Origin of the sequence: Haladaptatus sp. DYSN1 (assembly GCF_029489995.1) — an archaeon.
GTDB lineage: Archaea > Halobacteriota > Halobacteria > Halobacteriales > Halococcaceae > QDMS2.
Window position 1 is genome coordinate 2,371,391 of the sequence record NZ_CP120470.1, and the last position, 19,169, is coordinate 2,390,559.

Annotated in this window: 19 protein-coding genes; 8 read left to right on the forward strand and 11 right to left on the reverse strand. The window is 61.9% G+C overall.

The features are described from left to right. Positions 1-21: 21 nt before the first annotated feature. Genes P0648_RS12825 through P0648_RS12835 form a run of 3 tightly spaced genes read left to right on the forward strand, consistent with a single transcriptional unit; the run spans position 22 to position 993 of the window. Complete coding sequence (locus tag P0648_RS12825) at positions 22-420, forward strand: RidA family protein (protein ID WP_276246872.1); 399 nt, start codon at positions 22-24, stop codon at positions 418-420. Positions 421-453: 33 nt separating this feature from the next. Continuing rightward, positions 454-624, forward strand: coding sequence for a hypothetical protein (locus P0648_RS12830; protein ID WP_276246871.1), 171 nt, complete (start codon positions 454-456; stop codon positions 622-624). Positions 625-666: 42 nt separating this feature from the next. Continuing rightward, positions 667-993: a hypothetical protein gene (locus P0648_RS12835; protein WP_276246870.1), complete on the forward strand. Its 327-nt coding sequence runs from the start codon at positions 667-669 to the stop codon at positions 991-993. Here P0648_RS12835 and P0648_RS12840 read toward each other — a convergent pair whose 3' ends face one another. Continuing rightward, positions 994-1,581, reverse strand: coding sequence for a flavin reductase family protein (locus P0648_RS12840; RefSeq protein ID WP_277504231.1), 588 nt, complete (start codon positions 1,579-1,581; stop codon positions 994-996). Between the two features lie 205 nt (positions 1,582-1,786). Between P0648_RS12840 and P0648_RS12845 the strand changes: the two genes are divergently transcribed. After that, positions 1,787-2,032, forward strand: coding sequence for a hypothetical protein (locus tag P0648_RS12845; protein ID WP_277504232.1), 246 nt, complete (start codon positions 1,787-1,789; stop codon positions 2,030-2,032). A 7-nt stretch (positions 2,033-2,039) separates the two neighbouring features. Here the strand turns inward: P0648_RS12845 and P0648_RS12850 are convergent, their stop codons facing one another. Next, positions 2,040-2,459, reverse strand: coding sequence for a DoxX family protein (locus P0648_RS12850; RefSeq protein ID WP_276246867.1), 420 nt, complete (start codon positions 2,457-2,459; stop codon positions 2,040-2,042). Positions 2,460-2,659: 200 nt separating this feature from the next. Then, positions 2,660-3,697, reverse strand: a complete 1,038-nt coding sequence (locus P0648_RS12855; protein WP_276246866.1) for a tyrosine--tRNA ligase — start codon at positions 3,695-3,697, stop codon at positions 2,660-2,662. Positions 3,698-3,850: 153 nt separating this feature from the next. On the opposite strand from P0648_RS12855, the gene P0648_RS12860 reads away from it, so the two are divergent. Then, entirely contained in the window at positions 3,851-6,616 is a 2,766-nt protein-coding gene (locus P0648_RS12860) for a PAS domain S-box protein (RefSeq protein WP_277504233.1), read from the forward strand. Positions 6,617-6,957: 341 nt separating this feature from the next. After that, positions 6,958-7,755, forward strand: coding sequence for an aldo/keto reductase (locus tag P0648_RS12865; protein ID WP_277504235.1), 798 nt, complete (start codon positions 6,958-6,960; stop codon positions 7,753-7,755). Between the two features lies 1 nt (position 7,756). Here P0648_RS12865 and msrB read toward each other — a convergent pair whose 3' ends face one another. From msrB to P0648_RS12905, 8 genes are all read right to left on the reverse strand, one after another. Continuing rightward, complete coding sequence (gene msrB / locus P0648_RS12870) at positions 7,757-8,164, reverse strand: peptide-methionine (R)-S-oxide reductase MsrB (RefSeq protein WP_277504236.1); 408 nt, start codon at positions 8,162-8,164, stop codon at positions 7,757-7,759. A gap of 87 nt (positions 8,165-8,251) precedes the next feature. Continuing rightward, the gene (locus P0648_RS12875) at positions 8,252-10,045 is read right to left on the reverse strand and encodes an acetyl-CoA carboxylase biotin carboxylase subunit (protein WP_277504237.1); all 1,794 of its coding nucleotides are present in this window, start codon (positions 10,043-10,045) and stop codon (positions 8,252-8,254) included. A gap of 29 nt (positions 10,046-10,074) precedes the next feature. Continuing rightward, entirely contained in the window at positions 10,075-10,335 is a 261-nt protein-coding gene (locus P0648_RS12880) for an acc operon protein (protein ID WP_277504238.1), read from the reverse strand. Position 10,336: 1 nt separating this feature from the next. Next, the gene (locus tag P0648_RS12885; protein WP_369685660.1) at positions 10,337-11,881 is read right to left on the reverse strand and encodes an acyl-CoA carboxylase subunit beta; all 1,545 of its coding nucleotides are present in this window, start codon (positions 11,879-11,881) and stop codon (positions 10,337-10,339) included. A 104-nt stretch (positions 11,882-11,985) separates the two neighbouring features. After that, the gene (locus tag P0648_RS12890) at positions 11,986-13,416 is read right to left on the reverse strand and encodes a sodium-dependent transporter (protein ID WP_277504240.1); all 1,431 of its coding nucleotides are present in this window, start codon (positions 13,414-13,416) and stop codon (positions 11,986-11,988) included. 125 nt (positions 13,417-13,541) lie between these two features. Continuing rightward, positions 13,542-14,879 carry a sodium-dependent transporter gene (locus P0648_RS12895; RefSeq protein WP_277504241.1) on the reverse strand — a complete coding sequence of 446 codons (1,338 nt, stop codon included), beginning with the start codon at positions 14,877-14,879 and terminating at the stop codon, positions 13,542-13,544. 371 nt (positions 14,880-15,250) lie between these two features. Next, positions 15,251-15,949 carry an SDR family oxidoreductase gene (locus tag P0648_RS12900; protein WP_277504242.1) on the reverse strand — a complete coding sequence of 233 codons (699 nt, stop codon included), beginning with the start codon at positions 15,947-15,949 and terminating at the stop codon, positions 15,251-15,253. 45 nt (positions 15,950-15,994) lie between these two features. Next, complete coding sequence (locus P0648_RS12905) at positions 15,995-16,951, reverse strand: NADPH:quinone reductase (RefSeq protein WP_277504243.1); 957 nt, start codon at positions 16,949-16,951, stop codon at positions 15,995-15,997. A gap of 178 nt (positions 16,952-17,129) precedes the next feature. On the opposite strand from P0648_RS12905, the gene sucC reads away from it, so the two are divergent. Both sucC and sucD read left to right on the forward strand, forming a co-directional pair. Then, the gene (gene sucC / locus P0648_RS12910) at positions 17,130-18,275 is read left to right on the forward strand and encodes an ADP-forming succinate--CoA ligase subunit beta (RefSeq protein ID WP_277504244.1); all 1,146 of its coding nucleotides are present in this window, start codon (positions 17,130-17,132) and stop codon (positions 18,273-18,275) included. Continuing rightward, positions 18,272-19,141, forward strand: a complete 870-nt coding sequence (gene sucD / locus P0648_RS12915; RefSeq protein WP_276246854.1) for a succinate--CoA ligase subunit alpha — start codon at positions 18,272-18,274, stop codon at positions 19,139-19,141. The genes sucC and sucD overlap by 4 nt, the downstream gene beginning before the upstream one ends. Positions 19,142-19,169 lie beyond the last annotated feature (28 nt).

A 19,169-nucleotide genomic window follows, 5' to 3' on the forward strand; every position in this document is an offset into this window, starting at 1 on the left:
GTATCCCGTGGTGGAGACAGCATGGACCGACAGAACGTGTCGAGTGGGACGGAGTGGGAACAGCTTGTAGGGTATTCGCGGGCGGTTCGTGTCGGAAACCGCGTGTCCGTCTCGGGAACGACAGCCACAGACGAATCGGGGACCATCGTCGGCAAAGACGACCCCGCCGCCCAGACGAAGCAAACCCTCGAAAATGTGGGCAAGGCGCTCGAAAAAGCTGGCGCAGGCTTCGAAGATGTGATTCGAACGCGCATCTACGTGACCGACATCGACGACTGGGAGGCGATTGGCCGAGCTCACGGCGAGGTGTTCGGAGAGATTCGCCCGGCGACGAGCATGGTGGAGGTACGCCGACTCATCGACCCGGCGATGCTCGTCGAAATCGAAGCCGAGGCCGTGGTTACAGAGCCACCACTTTGAGAAGGTTCCTGAAACCCGCCTCGGGTGGAGGGTATGGAAACCAGGCGCGTCGCACTCTTTCTGGTGAGGATTGTGCGCCTCGTTGTGGGGGTTTTCTCTCGCGATAGTGGAGCGACGATTTTTGGCTTCTCCGCCGTCTTCGGTGGCCTGTTCTGGTACGTGTTCGGGTCGATTATCGACGCAGAAAATCGCACCACCGAGTGAGCAGGCGAAAATCGTTTTGCCACGGCCACCCACCTACCCGCTATGAGTCTCGACGACCTGTCGGAAGACATCGAGCATCAGTATACCGCACTCGACGATTCGCTGCCCGTGTCGCTCGACCGGGAGACGAAAAACGAACTCGCCATGCTCACCACCGCCCTCGAACCTGACAACCCGGACGAGCTCGTCCGCCGGGCGGTCCACCTGTTGTTCCAGTCCATCGTCGACCGCGGGACGCTCGATTTCCACCTCCGACGGCGCTACGACGTGACCTACGACGAGTACCTCTCTGGGATGACCTACGAGGACATGACCGGCGGCGGCTACGACTACCCCCAGCGCGACGACGAGCGTCGCTACCAGTTCTGATTACTCCGGGCGTTCGAGCGAGAATCGGTCCGTCGTCTTCGCGTACCAACTTCCAGAGAGACGGCCCACGGCATCGAGTTTCTCCACGTCGAGTTTGCCGCCTGTCGTCACCGAATCGTCGACGTACACGTTCACGACTTCGCCGAGGACCATCGAGGACGCGCCGACGTCCACGAAGTCGGCGAGGCGACACTCGTAGGCGACCTTGATGCCTGCGACGCGCGGTGGAGCCACCTTCGTCGATGCCACGCGGTCCAAGCCGGCGTGGTCGAACTCGCTTTCGCCGTGAGGGAGCGTCGCGGAACTCTCGTTCATCTGTGTCGCGAACTCCTCGGTGACGACGTTCACGACGAACTCCTCGGTGTCGAGGACGTTCTTCGGCGTGTCTTTGAGGTCGTCGCCGCGGTCCACGGGCGCGAACATTATCGTCGGCGGGTCGACGCTCACGACGTTGAAAAACGAGTACGGCGCGAGGTTATCGACGCCGGCTTCGCTGCGGGTACTCACCCACGCGATTGGCCGGGGGACGACGCCGGCGGCGAGCGTTCTGTACAACGTTCCATCGAGCGTGGTTGGGTCGATTTCCATGAGTAGTGTGCCCGGACGGGATCGCCCCGCCTGCGAGATGCCTGTGGTTCAGCGCCGGGTACAAATGAGAGTGCTGGTGACGGAACGTGTACGACCCTCATGGTTGTTCAGCCAAAAGTAGGCAGGGTTTTATAGGAGACTGCTGATTACACAAGCGATATCACTGGCACGTGGGACTGTCAGTGAGAGACTGGGGGGTCGAACGGTGACTAACAACCGATATAACACCATGTTCAACAACGCAGTAGGAGAGGGGAGTGGGGTGGAAACGACCGGCGATGCGTGGGCAGCACTTGACGTGGCAGAGCCACTCTGCTGCATCGTCGAACCATACGAAGACGAACCCGACGAGTGTACGCTCTTCCCGCTCAACGCGAGCGAGGAGGCGCGGCTGACGACGTGGATTTCCGCGGCGGAGGGGTCGTTCGTCAGCGTCGAAGAGATGTGCTAGCCGACGCTCAGAACAGGCCCACGCCCACCGCGTAGGGCCACGTCACGCCGCCGAGGGCGAGCAAGAGGAGCACGCCACCGAGCAGGCCGACGTTTTTCAGGAAGGCCGTCATTTCCGACTGCTGCTGGTCTGCCGGCGCATTCCAGAAGTCGTGCATCTTCGGCGTCGTGACGAGGAGGAACACCGCGAGCGCGCCGGCTCCGACGACGGGATAGAACCCGAGAATCACCGAGAGGCCGCCGAAGACGAGGAGGCCTCCAGAGAGGAGCACCGAGAGCTTCGGCGCGGGCACGCCCTTCATGTCAGCGTAGCCAGTCATCTGTTCGGTCTGCATGAAGTGGTTGAATCCGGTGAACGCGAGCATCCCGCCGAGCAGGACACGAGCGAGCAGGAACGCGACCGCCGCACCGGTCGTCTCGAACACCATTATTTGCGCACCTCCTCGGGCCGACGAGGTTGCACGACGATACTGAATTTCGTGTGGGTAGCTGGTTGCATCACGTTACTGGCTCGGACCCACGCGAATATATGATTTAGCTGACATTGGTGTAACCAGGGTGGATAGATGCCCCCACGTTACACGAATGTAATTGCTACGGGGTCACACGGCGAAAAGCAGTGTCGCGCTCAGGCGTATTTCTCGGGGTAGGCGTCGGCGAGGAGGTCATGCTGGTCGGCGAAGCGTTCGCGGATCGGGTCGATGATGTCCGAGATGTACGCACCCGTCGCGTTCTTCAGGTCGAGCGGGTGCAGTTCTTCTGACACAAAATCGGCTTCGAGTTCGTCGTACGACTCGTAGACGATGTTGCCGCCGTACTTCTCCGGGCGCTCGATGACGAAGGTCTCGCCGCGCTCTGCGAGAATCGGGAAGACGAGGAAGCGGAGGTATTCGAGGACGCCGTTTTCCTCGACTTCACCCTGCGGGCAGTAGGCGTCGTTTATCTTCACGATGACGTCGTCCTCGTCGTCGGTGAGGTTCACCTTCGAGGATTCGTCCGAAGCGCTCATCTTGCCGCCCGTGAGGCCGGAGAGCAGCGGGGCGAACACGCAGATAGGAGCCTCGTAGCCGTGTTCTGGGAGAATCTCGCGGCTGAGCATGTAGATGCCGCGCTGGTCGATGCCACCGTAGGCGATGTCGGCGTCGAGCGCGGGGATGTCGAGCGTCTGCATCAGCGGGTAGATGAGGCCGCCGAGTTTCGGGTTGTCGCTCTGGCGGACGACTTCGCTGCCCGCACGCTGGACGCGACTGATGGTCGTGTCCGCGGCCATGCGAAGCAAGTCGAGGGAGTACCAGCTATCGAGTTCGAAGTCGCGTCCCCGGACGAACTCGATTTGCGACCCGTCCGCACCGGCGGCGTCGATCATGCCCTCGATGGCCTCCTGATAGTAGTCGGTCCGGGCGTCGAGCAGGTCGAACGGACTCTTCTCGTCGTCCAGATGAGCGTGCAGGTCGGCGACCAGCACCTTCACCTTCAGGCCAGCGTTGAGAAAGTCCGCAAGCTTTCGCATCGTCGTGAAGTGCCCGATGTGCATCTCGCCGGTCGGAGCGTACCCGATGTAGACAGTGGGCGTCTCCTTTTCGTCGAAAATGGCCTCCAGTTCCTCCTCGGTGACGACCTCCTCTGTATTGCGCGAAACGAGGTGTACGCGCTCCTCTCGGTCCATAGTCTCGGTTGCCGTGGCCCGTGGTTAAAGGGTTTGATTCTCCGTACAATCGTCCACCGTGAGAAACGGCGAGATTATCTCACCTCCCAGCGTACCAACACTATCGTGTCCGCGATATACCCTGCGGACTCGCGTTCCCGCGAATACGCGGTGTTGGTAGGGGGTGACGGCGAGTCGGGCCCGGTGCTTGCAGTGCTCGAAGAGGCCGTACCTTCGACCACGTTTTCTACCAGCCTCGAACCGGACAGCGACGCCCTCGAAGCGCGACTACAGCGGGATGTGTTCGATTGCCTCGTCCTCGTCGCTGGGGACGAGTTTTTCGAGTCCGTCAAACGGCTCCGTCCCGCATTTCCGACGCTTCCCCTCATCTGCGTCGCCGAGTCAGCCCCGATTCACGTCGCGTCACTCGTCGCCGCAGACCCCGCTATCGATTACGTCCCGACCACAGCCCTGTTCACACTGCCGGACAGAATCGAAAGCGCCGTCGAACGAGCGGCCGACAACGGCGCAATCGCCGACGGAGAGCAGACGATTCTGGACGGCATCGAGGACATCTTCTACATCTACAGCCCGGAAAACCGGCTCGTGAAGTGGAACGGCGCCCTGCGAACGGTGAGCGGATACACGGACGAGGAACTCGCGGCAATCGACATCGTCGAACTCGTCGCCCCGGAAGAAAGAGACCGGGTCAGACAACACCTGCAGGCGCTCCCGGCGACTGAGCCGGTCGTCATCGAGATGGACGTGTACATGAAAGGCGGCGACCGGTTGCCCTACGAGTTCCGGAGCATCCCGCTTTCCGGCCCGGATGGAGCGCCAATCGGTCGCTGTGGCATCGGTCGCGACATATCGGAGCAAGTGGTCCGAGAACGGGCACTCGAAGAGAGCGAGACCCGATATCGGACGCTCGTCGAAGGTTCGCCGGATCCGATCGTCGTAACGACGGACGACACGCTCGTATTCGCGAACGAAGCGTTCCTCTCGATGGTCAGTCAGGACCGCGAAACCGTCCTCGGTGCGAGAATCTTCGATTTCCTCCCACAGGACGATCACGACGAGGCGACAGAACTCATCGAGCAGTTGCTCACTGGTGGGGACGTCGAAATGCCACTCCAGCGTGAGGTGTTGATAAATGGACAGCAGCGAATCGTCGAAGCCATCTCGAAACCCATCGTCTTCGACGGCGAGCGGGCGCTTCTCGCACACATCAAGGATATCACGGACCAGGCGCGCTACGAACGAGCACTCACCGAACTCCACCGGACGGCGACCCAGTTTATCACCTGTACGACGGCCCCGGCGGTGTACAACGTCGCAATCGGGGCGGCGAAAGACATCATCGGACTCCCTGTCAGTACCTTCTATCACCTCGACGAAACCGGTGACACACTCGTCGATGCCACGCCGACACTGGACGGTGAACGGAACGCCGAACCACGCGGCTCGAACCTCTGGAACATCTTCGTTTCAGGCGAACCGGCGTACATCGAGGACGCAGACCCGGACGACAGCCCCATCGACAAACCGCTTCGCAGCTGTCTGGCGATACCAATCGGCGTCCACAGCGTCTTCGTCGCCGGGTCCCAGACCGAGCCAAAGCTCTCCACCTCGGCGAAAGAACTGGCGAACCTCCTCTCTGTGTACGTCGAAAACGCCCTCGAACGAGCAGACACCGAGCGCGCGATACGCGACCGCGACCGCAGACTGGCAGAACAGACCGAGGCGCTCGCTCACCTGAACCAGATCAACGACACGATTCGACGCATCAACCGGTCGCTGTTGCAGGCGCGGAGTCGCGAAGAGATACTCCACGCCGTCTGCGAGCAGTTGCAGGCGTCGTCGAAGTACGCGTTCGCCTGGGTCGGGGAACCCGTAAACGGCGGGTTCACGCAGGTGGTGCAGGCGGGGATTTCCTCCCAGTACGCCGCACAGCTCGAAGCCGCCGCCGGCCCGGACGCCCCACTGTTCGCACTCGGGCAAGACGCGCTCGATACGAACGTCGTTCAGGTGGTCCAGAACGTCCTCGCCGTGCCCGAGTGGCGGTCGCTGCGCAAGGACGCACTCTCCGGGTCCTACAACGCCGTCGCCGCGGTTCCGATTGGCCGCCACATGGCAGAGAGTATCCTCTTTTTACACGCAGAGGAGGCGTTCACCTTCGGAGAGCGAGAACAGGAGATAATCGGGGAACTCGGCCAGCTCATCGGCTACGCGCTCGAATCGATCGTGCGAAAGTCCTCGACGCTCACCGAATCAGCCCTCGAACTCGAACTCGAAAGCGACGACGAGAGTTCGTTGCTCAACCAGCTCTCTGCGGGATTCGGCTGTACGGTAACCCTGGAGGGATACGTCCCCGAAGATACCGAGACGGCAATCGCATATATCGGCGTCCAGGACGGCGGAGAGCGCTCCGAAGCCGAGTTCCTCGCCGTCTCCGAGACCATCGAGTCCGTGCGTCTACTGGTGGCAGAAACGACGAGCGCGATATACGAGGCAGTCATCACGGAACTGAACATCCTGCCCGTCATCGCCAGATTTGGTGCGTCACTCGAATCACACGAATCGACCGACGGGAACTCCACGCTCGTCATCCGCCTGCCAGCGACCGCGCCCGTTCGAGCGTTCGTCCACGCCCTCAAAGACGTCTATCCCCGGATTCGACTCGTCGCGCGAAGAGAGGTCTCGCGGCCCGCAAAATCGGTGACCGAGATTCGCGGCCGATTCCTCGAAGGCCTGACGCCCCGCCAGGCAGAGGCGGTCAAAATCGCGTACTACGGGGGCTTTTTCGAGTGGCCACGACACAGTTCGGCAGAAGAACTCGCAGACCATCTCGACATCTCCTCGCCGACGTATCTCTACCATCTGCGGGCCGCAGAGCGCAAACTGTTCGAACTCGTATTCGAGGCGACTCTAGGTGACTAGAGTTCACACCGTCCATCGTACGAAATGACTAGTGTACGAACCTATGTCTCGAAGAGTACTGAGTGCAGTTGCGGAAAGTGAGCAATCCCACGCTTCGTGGACCGAAATCGAAGTGTACCCCTACCCCCACCCACCTCAACCGCCCGTGGCGTCCCCCCGACACGGGTGTGCTGACTTACCGCAACCGTCAGAGGCACGCGACTCCCGTCGAGTTACGCCGACCGGACTGAATCGTACGCTCACCGGTTTCCTCGACGGACGTCATTTTAGACCGTTACCCACGCGAGTGACAGCGCCACCGAGTCGAACTCGTTAACTGCCCCACCCCGCTTTCACGAACCATGAACGACCTCCCCGCATTCGGCCTCGGGACGTACCTTCAAGACGACCACGACCAGTGTGTCGCGAGCGTCGAAACGGCACTCGACGTCGGCTATCGCCACATCGACACCGCCCAGGAGTACGGCAACGAAGCCGCTGTCGGCGAAGGAATCGAGAACGCGGCAGTTCCACGCGAGGACGTCTTCCTCGCCTCCAAAGTCGAGACCGGAAATCTCGCCTACGAAGACGTTCTCTCCACGACTCGCGAGAGCCTCGACAGGCTCGGCGTGGACACCCTCGACCTGCTCTACGTCCACTGGCCACTCGGGGAGTACGACCCCGAGGGAACGCTTCGAGCGTTCGACGAACTGTACGACGACGGCCTCATTCGCCACGTCGGGCTCTCGAATTTCACGCCGGACCTGCTCGACGAGGGGCTCGGTCAGCTCTCCGCACCGCTCTACGCCCATCAGGTCGAGATGAACCCGCTCTGCCAACAGGACGAACTCAGAGCGATGGCAGGAAACGGGGACCACCACTTCGTCGCCTACTCGCCACTCGCGCAGGGTGAGGTGTTCGACATTCCAGAACTGCAGGAAATCGCCAGCGAGCACGACGTGAGCGAAGCTCAGGTCAGCCTCGCGTGGCTCCGCGAAAAGGGTGCGAAGGTCATCCCGAAGGCGACCAGCCGCGAGCACATCGCCGACAACTTTGCCGCGCGTGACCTGACGCTCACCGACGCAGATATCGCGAAAATAGACGGCATCGAGCGCGAGGAGCGCACCGTCGAATTCGACGCCGCGCCGTGGAACCAGTAACTCAAGCCTCTTCTTCGAAGTTGAGGCAGATGGAGTTGATGCAGTAGCGTTTCCCAGTGGGGTTCGGCCCGTCGTCGAAGATGTGCCCGAGGTGGCTGCCGCAGTTCGCGCAGTGGACCTCGGTGCGAACCATCCCGTGACTGGTGTCACGCTCGAACTCGACTGCCCCCTCGATGGCGTCGTAGAAACTCGGCCACCCCGAGGAGGTGAACTTCGTATCCGAGGTGAACAACTTCTGGCCGCATCCCTTGCAGGTGTATGTGCCGGGGTCGTCCTTGTCGATGAACTCTCCGGTGTACTTCGGTTCCGTCCCCTGTTCGCGGAGGACTTTGTACTCCTCCTCGGTGAGGATTTCTCGCCACTCGTCGTCAGATTTTGGGATCTCTCGGGTGGCTGGTTGCTCGCTCATGGCGGTGTATTGGTGCGCGAGGCTCTTTTGGGTTTGGTCGAGTGATGCAGTCGCTCACCGCCTGAAAAATCGAAAAGTAAGACGCGATTATTCGATGACTATGAGCACGTCGCCCATGTTGACGCTCTCGCCCTCGGAGACGCTGACGTGCGTGACAGTACCCGAAGCACTCGCCACGACATCGTTTTCCATCTTCATGGCTTCCAAGACACAGACGACGTCGCCGGAGGTGACCTCGTCGCCCTCGTCTACGTTGACGGCGAGGATGGTGCCCTGCATCTCGGCTTTGACCTGCTGGCCGTCTGCTGGGGCGCTCCCGGAGTCGCTGTCGTCGCCGTTCTTGCTCGATGGGCGCGGGGCGGAGGACTGCTTCTTGCCGCTCGACGCGGTTGCGGCGACGGCCGGTGCGCCGTGTTCCTCCAGATTGACCTCGAAGCGCTTGCCGTTGACTTCGACGACGAACTCGCGTTCGACCGTCTCCTCGTCTTCGGCGTCGCCGGTCTTCGTCGGCCCCCACTTTTCCTGAGCGTCCTTGATGCGTTCGACGTCGAGTTCCTCGTCGAGGTACTTCGTCGTGTGCGTACCCGTGACGAACTGCTCGTCGGTGAGCATGAGGCGGTGGAACGGGATGACCGTCACGATGCCTTCGATGTCGAACTCTTTGAGCGCGCGCTTCGACCGGGCGATACACTCCTCGCGGTCTTTGCCGTACACGATGAGCTTGCCAATCATCGAGTCGTAGTCGCCGCCGATTTTGTCGCCCTGGCGGAGCGCGTCGTCCATGCGGACGCCGATGCCGCCCGGCGGGGCGTACGTCTCGAGTGTGCCGGTTGCAGGTGCGAAGTTGTTCGCCGCGTTCTCGGCGTTGATGCGGAACTCCATCGCGTGGCCCTCGATTTCGACGTCCTCCTGTTCGAAGCCGAGTTCTTCGCCCATGGCGACTCGCAGTTGCCACTTCACGATGTCGATGCCCGTGATTTCCTCGGTCACGCAGTGTTCGACCTGAATCCGGGTGTTCACTTCGAGGAAGTAGAACTCGCCGTCCTCGACGAGGAACTCGACGGTCCCCGCGTTCACGTAGTCGGAGGCCATGACACCCTGGCGGGCGGCCTCACCGATTTCGGCGCGGAGTTCGTCGGAGAGTGCCGGACTTGGCCCCTCTTCGATGACCTTCTGATGACGGCGCTGGAGCGAACAGTCGCGCTCGCCGAGGTGGCGAACGTTGCCGTGCTGGTCTGCGATAATCTGCACCTCGATGTGGCGTGGCGCTTCGAGGTACTTTTCGACGTATACGGACGGATTGTCGAAGTAGGCTTCACCCTCGCGCTGGGCCGACTCGAACTTGTCCTGTGCTTCGTCCGCCGAGTTGACGACCTTCATCCCGCGGCCGCCACCGCCACCCTCTGCCTTGATGGCGACGGGGAAGCCGTGTTCCTCGCCGAAGGCTTCGACTTCCTCGCCGGAGGTGACGGGGTCCGTCGTCCCGGGGACGATTGGGACGCCTGCGGCCTCCATCAGTTTGCGAGCTTTCGTCTTCTCGCCGAGTTGCTCCATCGATTCCGAACTCGGGCCGACCCAGGTGATGCCCGCGTCGGCGACTTTGCCGGCGAACTCTGCGTTCTCCGCGAGGAAACCGTAGCCGGGGTGGATGGCATCTGCATCAGCCTTCTCTGCGGCCTCGATGACAGCCTCGTGGTCGAGGTAGGACTCCGCGGCGCGGGCTGGACCGATGTTGTACGCTTCGTCCGCGTAGCGGACGTGACCGGCGTTTTTGTCTGCATCACTGTACACTGCGACGGTGCCGATACCGAGCTCTTCACAGGCACGCATGACGCGGACTGCGATTTCACCTCGGTTGGCGACGAGAACCTTATCGAACATTTGTGAATATGGGTGTGTTGAATATCCGGTTATCTCATTCTATCGGTTCGGCCTGCGGCCGCCCACGCGCTTTGCGGAGCACCGTCGGGAACCCGAACGGTACGTTGTTGGAGCGCTTCCATTCGGCCAGCGAACGTCCAGCGCCGGCCCTCCCACGTCTCCTCGTCTGCGTCCGCCGCGGCGGCGGCGAGGTCCTGTAAGTGCGCGCCGATGGCGGCGGCGATGGCGGCGGCCTCGTCTGCGTCCGCGTCGTCGATGTCGAGTGCGGCGAGGAGGTCTTCTACGTTCATCTCAGAGTGGGATGTTTCCGTGTTTACGGTCCGGCTGGCTCTTGCGTTTCGTCCGGAGCATCTTCAGGTCCTGAATGAGGCGCGGACGCGTCTCCTGTGGCTCGATGACGTCGTCTACGTAGCCCTTCTCCGCGGCCTCGTAGGGGTTCGCGAAGGCGTCACGGTACTCGTCGATGAGTTGCTGGCGTTTTTCCTCCACGTCGTCTGCGTCGGCCAGTTCCTTGCGGTAGAGGATGTTCACTGCGCCCTGTGGCCCCATCACGGCGAGCTCGGCCGTCGGCCAGGCGTAGTTCACGTCCGCCCCGAGGTGCTTCGAAGCCATCACGTCGTAGGCGCCGCCGTAGGCCTTGCGCGTGATGACGGTGAGCAGCGGAACCGTCGCCTCGGAGTAGGCGTAGAGCAGTTTCGCGCCGTGTTTGATGATGCCGTTGTGCTCCTGGTCGGTGCCGGGCATGAACCCGGGCACGTCCACGAACGTCACGATTGGGATGTTGAAGGCGTCACAGAAGCGCACGAAGCGAGAGCCCTTCAAACTGGAGTCGATGTCGAGGGTACCCGCGTTAATTTTCGGCTGGTTCGCCACGACGCCGACGGAGTGGCCGTCGAGTCGGGCGAAACCGATGGTGATGTTGCGGGCGTACTTCTCCGCAACTTCGAAGAACGACCCTTCGTCGACGACTTTGTCGATGACGTTGACGATGTCGTAGGGCTTCTGTGGCTGGTCCGGGACGACTTCCTTGAGTTCGTCGTCCATCCGCTCTGGGTCGTCCCACGGTTCGACGCGTGGTGGGTCATCGACGTTGTTCGAGGGCATGTACGAGAGCAGGCGACGAATGTCGTCGAGGGCCTCCTTCTCAGAGGCCGTCGAGAACTGGGCGACGCCACTCTTCGTGTTGTGAGCGCCCGCCCCGCCAAGTTCTTCCATCGTGATTTCCTCGCCCGTGACGGTCTTGATGACCTCCGGGCCGGTAATCATCATGTGGCTCGTGTCCTCGACCATCAGGATGAAGTCAGTGATGGCAGGAGAGTACACCGCGCCGCCGGCGCACGGTCCCATGATGGCCGAAATCTGTGGGATGACGCCCGACGCCTGTTGGTTGCGGTGGAAGATGTCCGCGTAGCCCGCGAGCGAGACGACGCCTTCCTGGATGCGTGCGCCGGCAGAGTCGTTCAGGCCGATGATTGGTGCGCCGACTTCCATCGCTTTGTCCATCACCTTCACGACCTTCTCGGCGAACACTTCACCGAGCGACCCGCCGAAGACGGTGAAATCGTGAGCGAACACGAAGACAGTGCGCCCGTCCACTTCGCCGTAGCCCGTCACGACGCCGTCCCCGGGAATCTGCTGTTCTTCCATCCCGAAGTTGTGCGACCGGTGAGTGCGTAGCTGGTCGAACTCGGTGAACGTATCCTCGTCTAAGAAATAGTCGATGCGCTCGCGCGCGGTGAGTTTGCCCTTGTCGTGCTGGGCTTCGATTCGGTCTTCGCCGCCGCCAAGGAGGGCTTCCTCGTGTTTCTCGCGTAGCTCCTCGATCTTCTCTTCCATGGTCACGGGGAATCACCCCAAACCGCATTCATGCTAGGTCGATACAGAAGCGCCACAAAAAGGGTTCCGCAAGGAGGCAAATCTCCCTTCGACAGTTGTCGAATTTACAGGACGGAGGTCGGACCCCGGAGGCCGGCGAAGGCCACCAGCCCGAGTGCGACGCTGAGCACGACGGTCATCCACGTCTCGATTGCACCCGCCATACCGAGCGCCCCGAAGATGCCCGTGAGCAGCGTGAACAGCAAGAACAGTGGAAGAAGGACGCCGACGGCAAGCAGCCACGGCGATGCGAGTGCGCGACCGAAATCGGACGCTCCCTTCGCGAATTCGTCGATGGCGTCCCGGCCGAGCACCCAACCGACGAACAACAGGAACGCGAGCAGGCCGGCGGTGAGCATCAGGTCGACGAGCGTGCCCGCGATGAACTCGAAGACCGGCGGCCGGAGTGCATTGACCGTCATCGTGAGCGACACCAGCGCGAGCATCCCGCCGGTGGCGTACTTGCGTTCGACGCCGAATTCGTCCACGAGGAACGAGACGGGGATTTCGAGCATACTGATGGAACTCGACAGCGCCGCGAGGGTCACCACGCCGAAGAACAGGGTGGCGATGAGGATTCCCGTCGGAATCCCACCGACGGACGGGAGGTTCGCGAACGCTCCGGCGATGCCGACGAACAGCGCGCCCGGCCCGCTCGTGCCCGCCGCGTCGGGGGCGAAACTGAACAGCAGTGGGAAGACGACGAGGCCTGCGAGCACGCCGACGAACGTGTTGAGGACGGCGATTGCTGACCCGTCGAACGGAAGCGACCGGTCCTCGCCGAGGTACGAGGCGTAGGTAATCATCGTCCCCGCTCCCACGGAGAGCGTAAACAGTGCCTGTCCGGCGGCGGCCGGAAGGATGTCGAAGAAGTTCGCTTGCAAGTAGCCCCAATCGGCCCCGAGGTAGAAATCGTACCCCGCCATCGCGTTCGGCTGGAAGAACGCCCACCCGGCGAGCGCGAGCAACAGGGCGACGATGGCCGGCATCATCACCTTCGTGGCGACTTCGATGCCCCGGCGCACGCCCGCGAAGACGATGATACCGGTCAGCACGAGGAAGACGAGGCCGAAACCGACGGACCCAGTCGTTCCGAATGCGATGGAGTCGTAGTACCCACCCGGCGACTCGAAGTACGCGCCGGTCGGACTGGCGAGGAAATAGCGGAGAATCCACCCGCCAACGACACTGTAGAACGACAGCAAGATGACCGCGGTGACCACGCTAAAGCCGCCGACCAATTCCCACGCCCGCGAGCCAGAGAGTTTCTTGAGTGCGCCCGCGGGGTTGCGTTTCGCCCGCCGTCCGATGACGAATTCGCCCAGCAAACCGGGGACGCCGACGAGGAGCACGATACCGAGATAGACGATGAGAAAGGCACTGCCGCCGTTTTCCGCCGTCATCCAGGGGAACCGCCAGATGTTCCCCAGTCCGACGGCGCTGCCGACGGCCGCGAGAATGAACCCAACTCGGGTTGCCCAGGTTTCTCGTGTCATTGGAACGCACTCGCAAAGGCGCACCTAAGTTACTTTCGAGTTGCGATTAGTCAATTCCGTAATAACATGGGAGCACAGCCGCTCAGGCGGCCGATTTGGATGTAAAAATGGTGAGGGTTAGCGCCCTAGAGGGGCGGCATGATGCCGGTCTCGACGAGCGTACCGATGCCAAGGCGAAGCGTCTCGTAGACAGCGAACACGACGACGAATCGGAGCGTCCAGAGCCAGACCCCGCTGAACGTCGTGCGGTCTTTCATGCCCTTCAGGAGTTCAGTGCGTGCGTCCTGGCCGAGCTGCCACGAGACGAACAGGAGGAGCAGGAGGACGCCGAGTGGCAAGAGCAGTTTGTAGGCGAGCGTGTCGAACCAGCCGAGCCACGCCGTATCGAGCGCCGAGGGGATGCCGAGGGCGAAGATGACGCCTCCAATGGCGAAGGCGGCCGGTTTGCGGCTCACGCCGTAGTGGTCGACGACGTAGGCGACGACGACTTCGAGCAGGCTGATTGCCGACGAGAGAGCAGCAATCAGGACGACGAAGAAAAAGACGACGCCGACGACCTGTCCGATGGCTCCGAGTTCGGCGAGCGCGCCGGCGACGGCGACGAACAGCGCGCCGGGGCCGCTCGTGTCAGGGCTGATGCCCTGTGCGAACAGGAACGGGAAGACGACGAGGCCTGCGAGGATGCCGACGACCGAATTAAGGAAGACGATAGCGAGGCCGTCTTTCGCGAGATTGTCGTCGTTACCGAGGTACGAAGCGTAGGTAATCATCGCACCCATGCCGAGTGAAAGTGAGAAGAACGCCTGTCCGACGGCGAACGGGACGATGTCGCCGAAGTTCGCTCGGACGACGCTCAGGTCGGGGTTGAGGAAGTATGCGTACGCTTCCATGGCCGCGCCCGAGTCGCTGATGAACGCGAAGACGGCGAGGCCGACCATGATGAAGATGATGGACGGAACCATCAGCTTCGTTGCCTTCTCGATGCCGCCCTCGATGCCGAAGGCGACGATGCCGATGGTGATGCCCATGAACACGGCGTGGAGTGCGAGTGCCTCTGGTCCCATCGAAATCGTGGCGAAGTACTCACCGGGCGCACTGAAGTACGCGCCCGTGGCGCTGCCGCCGAGGTAGCGAAGTACCCAGCCGCCAACCACGGAGTAGTACGACAGAATCCAGAACCCGGTGAAGAGGCCGAGCGCGCCGACGATGCGCCAGTTGCCGTAGCCGAGTTTCTTGAACGCGCTAATCGTGTTCAGGTTGGTTCGTCGCCCGATGACGAACTCGGCGAGCATCGCCGGGAAACCGATGGCGAGGACCGCGCCGATGTAAACGATGAGGAACGCCGCCCCACCGTTGGTCGCCGTCTTGAAGGGGAACTGCCAGAGGTTCCCGAGGCCGACGGCGCTGCCGACGGCCGCGAGGATGAACCCCATCCGCGTTGCCCATGTCTCTCTTTCACTCATGTGTGAAACCCCCTATCAGTATCGGTCAAATAAATGTCCCGATTTTCCGCGACCTACCAACCACATGACTGTTAGGTTTCCTAATCGGACATGTGTGAAATGACGACACGGAACGGTCGCCACAGAATACCACCCACCGAAGCTAGTCGAATTTATCAATATTCAATCATAGTAAAAACAGCAGCAGAGAATCTAGCGACCAGCGACGTACCAACTAGCAAATATTGCACGAACATAAAGTCTATGGGAGCAAACCTGGACGCGTTGCAGTCGCCGCCGCTAACTTTCAATGTTAAATTTCATGCAAAAATCAGAACGTGTTCGACATCACTGAATGGTTCGACCCGCCGTCACGCGATGTCGGAGACGGCTCAAGCTTCGCCGTACACCGGCACCGCCGCGCCGCTGGTCACATCGGCGGCGTCGCTACAGAGGAACATGATGACGCGGGCGATTTCTGCTGGTTCGACCCATTTATCGTGGTCGGCATCGGGCATCGCCTCCCGGTTCTGTGGCGTGTCGATGACGCTCGGCATGATGGCGTTTGCCCGGACGGTTCCCTTGTTCTCCTCTGCAATCGTCTCCGTCAAGAGTCGAACACCGGTCTTCGCGGCACGATAGGGGCCGTCACCCTCGCCGCCTTCGAGCGAGGCGCGGGCACTCGTCGAGACGATTGCACCCTCAGTCTCTTTGAGGTGCGGAATCGCGTGCTTGCTCGCGAGGAACATCGTCTTCAGGTTGACCGAGAACAGCATGTCGAAGGTGTCCACGTCGGTTTCTTCGATGTGCGTTCCGCCCTTCCAGGTCCCGGCAATGTTGATGAGGGCATCCACCTGTCCGTGGGTATCTGCGATTTCGTCGAACGTCGATTTGACGTCCGTTTCGTCCGTGAAATCGCCCTCGTAGAACGTAATTCCCGAGACGAGCGTCCCCTCGTCCGGTTCGACCACGTCCGCCGCGCAGACTGTCGCGCCGGCTTTCGCGAACTCGTTTGCGACAGTGCTTCCGAGCGCACCGCTCGCGCCGGTTACCACGACCACCGTTCCCGAGAAATCGAACTCGACACTCATAGCAACCGGTTAGTGCGGAAACAGGATAAAGGTGGGGCGGCCGGGTCAGGGCGTGACCACGAGTTTCCCGAGGAAACTCTCCGCCAACACGTCGTCGTGGGCCGCACCGACCTCGGCTAAGTCGTACGTCTGGTGCACTCGCGGCGTGAGGGCCCCCGCCTCCATGAGCGTGGCGAGTCGCGAGAGAACGTCGCCGATGTCGGGCGTGTTGAACATCGAGACGTGGTGGACCGACAGCGCCTTCGCGCGGGCGGCTGGCACGCTCGGAAACGTCGCTTCTTGGTCCTCGTTGCCGATGGCGACGATGCGACAGCCCTTCGCCGCGACCGCACAGTCGAGCGGGAGATACTCGTCGAGGCGGTGGTCGAGGATGACGTCCGGCTTGCCGACTTCCTCGATTGCGTCCTCTAGGTCGTCGCGCGCGTAGTCAAGGACCACGTCTGCACCCATCGCGTCGAGGTCGTCGTGGTACTTCGGCGAGGCGGTCGTGACCACCGTCGCGCCGGTCGCTTTCGCAATCTGGACGGCCATGTGACCAACGCCGCCGCTCCCGCCGTGGATGAGCACCGTCTCGGCTGGCTGGAGATTCGCTGTCGCGATGAGCGACTGCCAGGCGGTGACGCCGACGAGTGCCCCGGCGGCGGCCTGCTCGAAGCTGACCGAGTCGGGAAGACTCGCGGCCAGTTCGACGGGAACCGTGGCGTACTCGGCGCAGGTTCCGGGGTGGCCGTTCCCGAGACCGGTCGCGTAGATTTCGTCGCCTGCCTTGAATTCAGTCACGTCGTCCCCGACGGCGGAAACGACGCCGGCGACGTCGGAGCCGGGAATCCACGGGAGCGTGGCGGGTTTGTACGATCCCTCGCGGAAGTAGGTGTCGACGGGGTTGATTCCGGCCGCGTGAACCGCGACCAGCAGTTCGTTTGCTGCCGGTTCCGGGCGCATCAGTTCCTCTGTGGTGAGTACGTCTGTTCCACCGTGTTCGTGATACCGTACGGCGCGCATGGCCGAGTTGACGGCCGCCCTCCGCAAAAGCGTACGCCTGTCGGAGATTCGATGGCGACGGTAGTGTGTCTCATGCTGGCAATCCCCGCAGATATTGCCACACGGGGACTGGTAGCGGCAAGAATCGGGAGTCCGAATGAAAGGGATTTAAGCGACGTGTTCACACGGTAATATACGTATGAAGCTGCACGAGTATCAAGCGAAGGACATCTTCGCAAACGCGGGGATTCCAACGCCGGACTCCCAGCTTGCAACCACCGTAGACGAGGTTGTCGAGGCTGCAGAGTCGCTTGGATATCCCGTCGCTGTAAAGGCGCAGGTCCACGTGGGCGGACGTGGCAAGGCCGGAGGCATCAAACTCGTATCCGACGAGGACGAGGCGCGAGCGGCAGCCGACGACATCCTCGGCATGGACCTCAAAGGGTACACCGTAGAGAGCGTCCTCGTAGAGGAAGCCGTGGACTTCGTCGACGAACTCTACGTCGGTGTGACGATGGACCGCGGCGAGGGCAAACCCGTCGCCATGGTCTCCACGAAAGGTGGCGTCAACATCGAAGAGGTCGCAGCAGAAACGCCCGAGGCCATCGCCCGCGAGCACATCGACCCGGCGTTTGGCATGCACCCATACCAGGCCCGTCGTGCAGTCTACGGGGCCGGTGTGGACGCAGACGTCGCCCGCGAAGTCTCCTCGATTCTCCAGACGCTGTTCCAGCTCTGGGACGACAAGGACGCGAGCGACATCGAAGTCAACCCGCTCATGGTCACCTCGGACGGCGACGTCATCGCGGCCGACGCGGTCATGAACATCGACGACGACGCGCTGTTTCGCCAGCCGGAACTCGCCGAACTCGAAGAAGAAGCCTACGAGGACGACTTAGAGCGCAAAGCCGGCGAGTACGGCTTCGACTACGTCCGCCTCAAGGGCAACGTGGGAATCATCGGCAACGGTGCGGGCCTCGTCATGACGACGCTCGACCTCGTCGATTACTACGGCGGCGAACCAGCCAACTTCCTCGACATCGGTGGCGGTGCGAAGGCCTCCCGTGTGGCGAACGCACTGGACATGGTCTTCTCCGACCCGAACGTCGATTCGGTCGTTTTCAACATCTTCGGCGGCATCACCCGCGGTGACGAGGTGGCGAAGGGTATCAACGAGGCACTCGAAAGCTTCGACGAGATTCCAAAGCCCGTCGTCGTGCGTCTCGCCGGGACGAACGCAGAAGAGGGCATGGAGATTCTGAACACCGACCTCGTGCAGGTCGAAGGCACGCTCGAGTCCGCCGTTCAAGCGGCCGTTGCACGCGCAAAGGAGGTCCAGCAATGAGTGTATTCGTAGACAAGGACACTCGCGTCGTCGTCCAGGGGATTACGGGCGGCGAAGGCAAGTTCCACACCGAACAGATGATGGAGTACGGGACGAACGTCGTCGCCGGCGCCGTGCCAGGCAAGGGCGGGCAGGAAGTAAAGGGCGTTCCCGTCTACGACACCGTCAGTGAAGCCGTCGAAGAAGAAGACGCAGACGCCTCTGTCGTCTTCGTCCCACCGGCGTTCGCCGCGGACGCCATCTTCGAGGCACTCGACTCCGACTTAGACCTCGTCGTCGCCATCACGGAAGGCGTTCCGACCCAGGACATGGCGAAGGTCTACAAGCGTCTGCAGGAAGTCGACACCCGACTCATCGGGCCAAACTGTCCAGGCCTCATCACGCCGGGCGAGGCGAAACTCGGCATCCTGCCAGGCAACATCTTCTCCGACGGGAACGTCGGTCTCGTCTCCCGCTCGGGGACGCTCACCTACCAGGTCGTCGACAACCTGACCCAGCGCGGCATCGGCCAGACCACGGCCATCGGTATCGGTGGCGACCCAATCATCGGCACGTCGTTCGTCGACGCGCTCGAAGCGTTCGAAAACGACCCAGAGACCGAAGCCGTCGTCATGTGCGGTGAAATCGGTGGCGAGGACGAAGAGGAAGCCGCTGCGTACATCGCAGAGAACATGGACACGCCAGTCGCTGGCTTCATCGCCGGTCGCACGGCCCCGCCAGGAAAGCGCATGGGCCACGCGGGCGCGATCGTCTCCGGCTCTGGAACGGGCACCGCAGAGTCCAAAATCAACGCCCTCAACGACGCGGGCGTTCCAGTGGGCGACACTCCAGAGGAAGTCGCAGACCACATCGAAGAGTTCCTCTAACTCGGTTTTTCCTTTCTTTTACTGACGG

Coding starts and splice junctions, on each gene's coding strand:
- P0648_RS12825 (WP_276246872.1), top strand. CDS start 22: ATGGACCGACAGAACGTGTCGAGTGGGACGGAGTGGGAACAGCTTGTA.
- P0648_RS12830 (WP_276246871.1), top strand. CDS start 454: ATGGAAACCAGGCGCGTCGCACTCTTTCTGGTGAGGATTGTGCGCCTC.
- P0648_RS12835 (WP_276246870.1), top strand. CDS start 667: ATGAGTCTCGACGACCTGTCGGAAGACATCGAGCATCAGTATACCGCA.
- P0648_RS12840 (WP_277504231.1), bottom strand. CDS start 1,581: ATGGAAATCGACCCAACCACGCTCGATGGAACGTTGTACAGAACGCTC.
- P0648_RS12850 (WP_276246867.1), bottom strand. CDS start 2,459: ATGGTGTTCGAGACGACCGGTGCGGCGGTCGCGTTCCTGCTCGCTCGT.
- P0648_RS12855 (WP_276246866.1), bottom strand. CDS start 3,697: ATGGACCGAGAGGAGCGCGTACACCTCGTTTCGCGCAATACAGAGGAG.
- P0648_RS12865 (WP_277504235.1), top strand. CDS start 6,958: ATGAACGACCTCCCCGCATTCGGCCTCGGGACGTACCTTCAAGACGAC.
- msrB (WP_277504236.1), bottom strand. CDS start 8,164: ATGAGCGAGCAACCAGCCACCCGAGAGATCCCAAAATCTGACGACGAG.
- P0648_RS12875 (WP_277504237.1), bottom strand. CDS start 10,045: ATGTTCGATAAGGTTCTCGTCGCCAACCGAGGTGAAATCGCAGTCCGC.
- P0648_RS12880 (WP_277504238.1), bottom strand. CDS start 10,335: ATGAACGTAGAAGACCTCCTCGCCGCACTCGACATCGACGACGCGGAC.
- P0648_RS12885 (WP_369685660.1), bottom strand. CDS start 11,881: ATGGAAGAGAAGATCGAGGAGCTACGCGAGAAACACGAGGAAGCCCTC.
- P0648_RS12890 (WP_277504240.1), bottom strand. CDS start 13,416: ATGACACGAGAAACCTGGGCAACCCGAGTTGGGTTCATTCTCGCGGCC.
- P0648_RS12895 (WP_277504241.1), bottom strand. CDS start 14,879: ATGAGTGAAAGAGAGACATGGGCAACGCGGATGGGGTTCATCCTCGCG.
- P0648_RS12900 (WP_277504242.1), bottom strand. CDS start 15,949: ATGAGTGTCGAGTTCGATTTCTCGGGAACGGTGGTCGTGGTAACCGGC.
- P0648_RS12905 (WP_277504243.1), bottom strand. CDS start 16,951: ATGCGCGCCGTACGGTATCACGAACACGGTGGAACAGACGTACTCACC.
- sucC (WP_277504244.1), top strand. CDS start 17,130: ATGAAGCTGCACGAGTATCAAGCGAAGGACATCTTCGCAAACGCGGGG.
- sucD (WP_276246854.1), top strand. CDS start 18,272: ATGAGTGTATTCGTAGACAAGGACACTCGCGTCGTCGTCCAGGGGATT.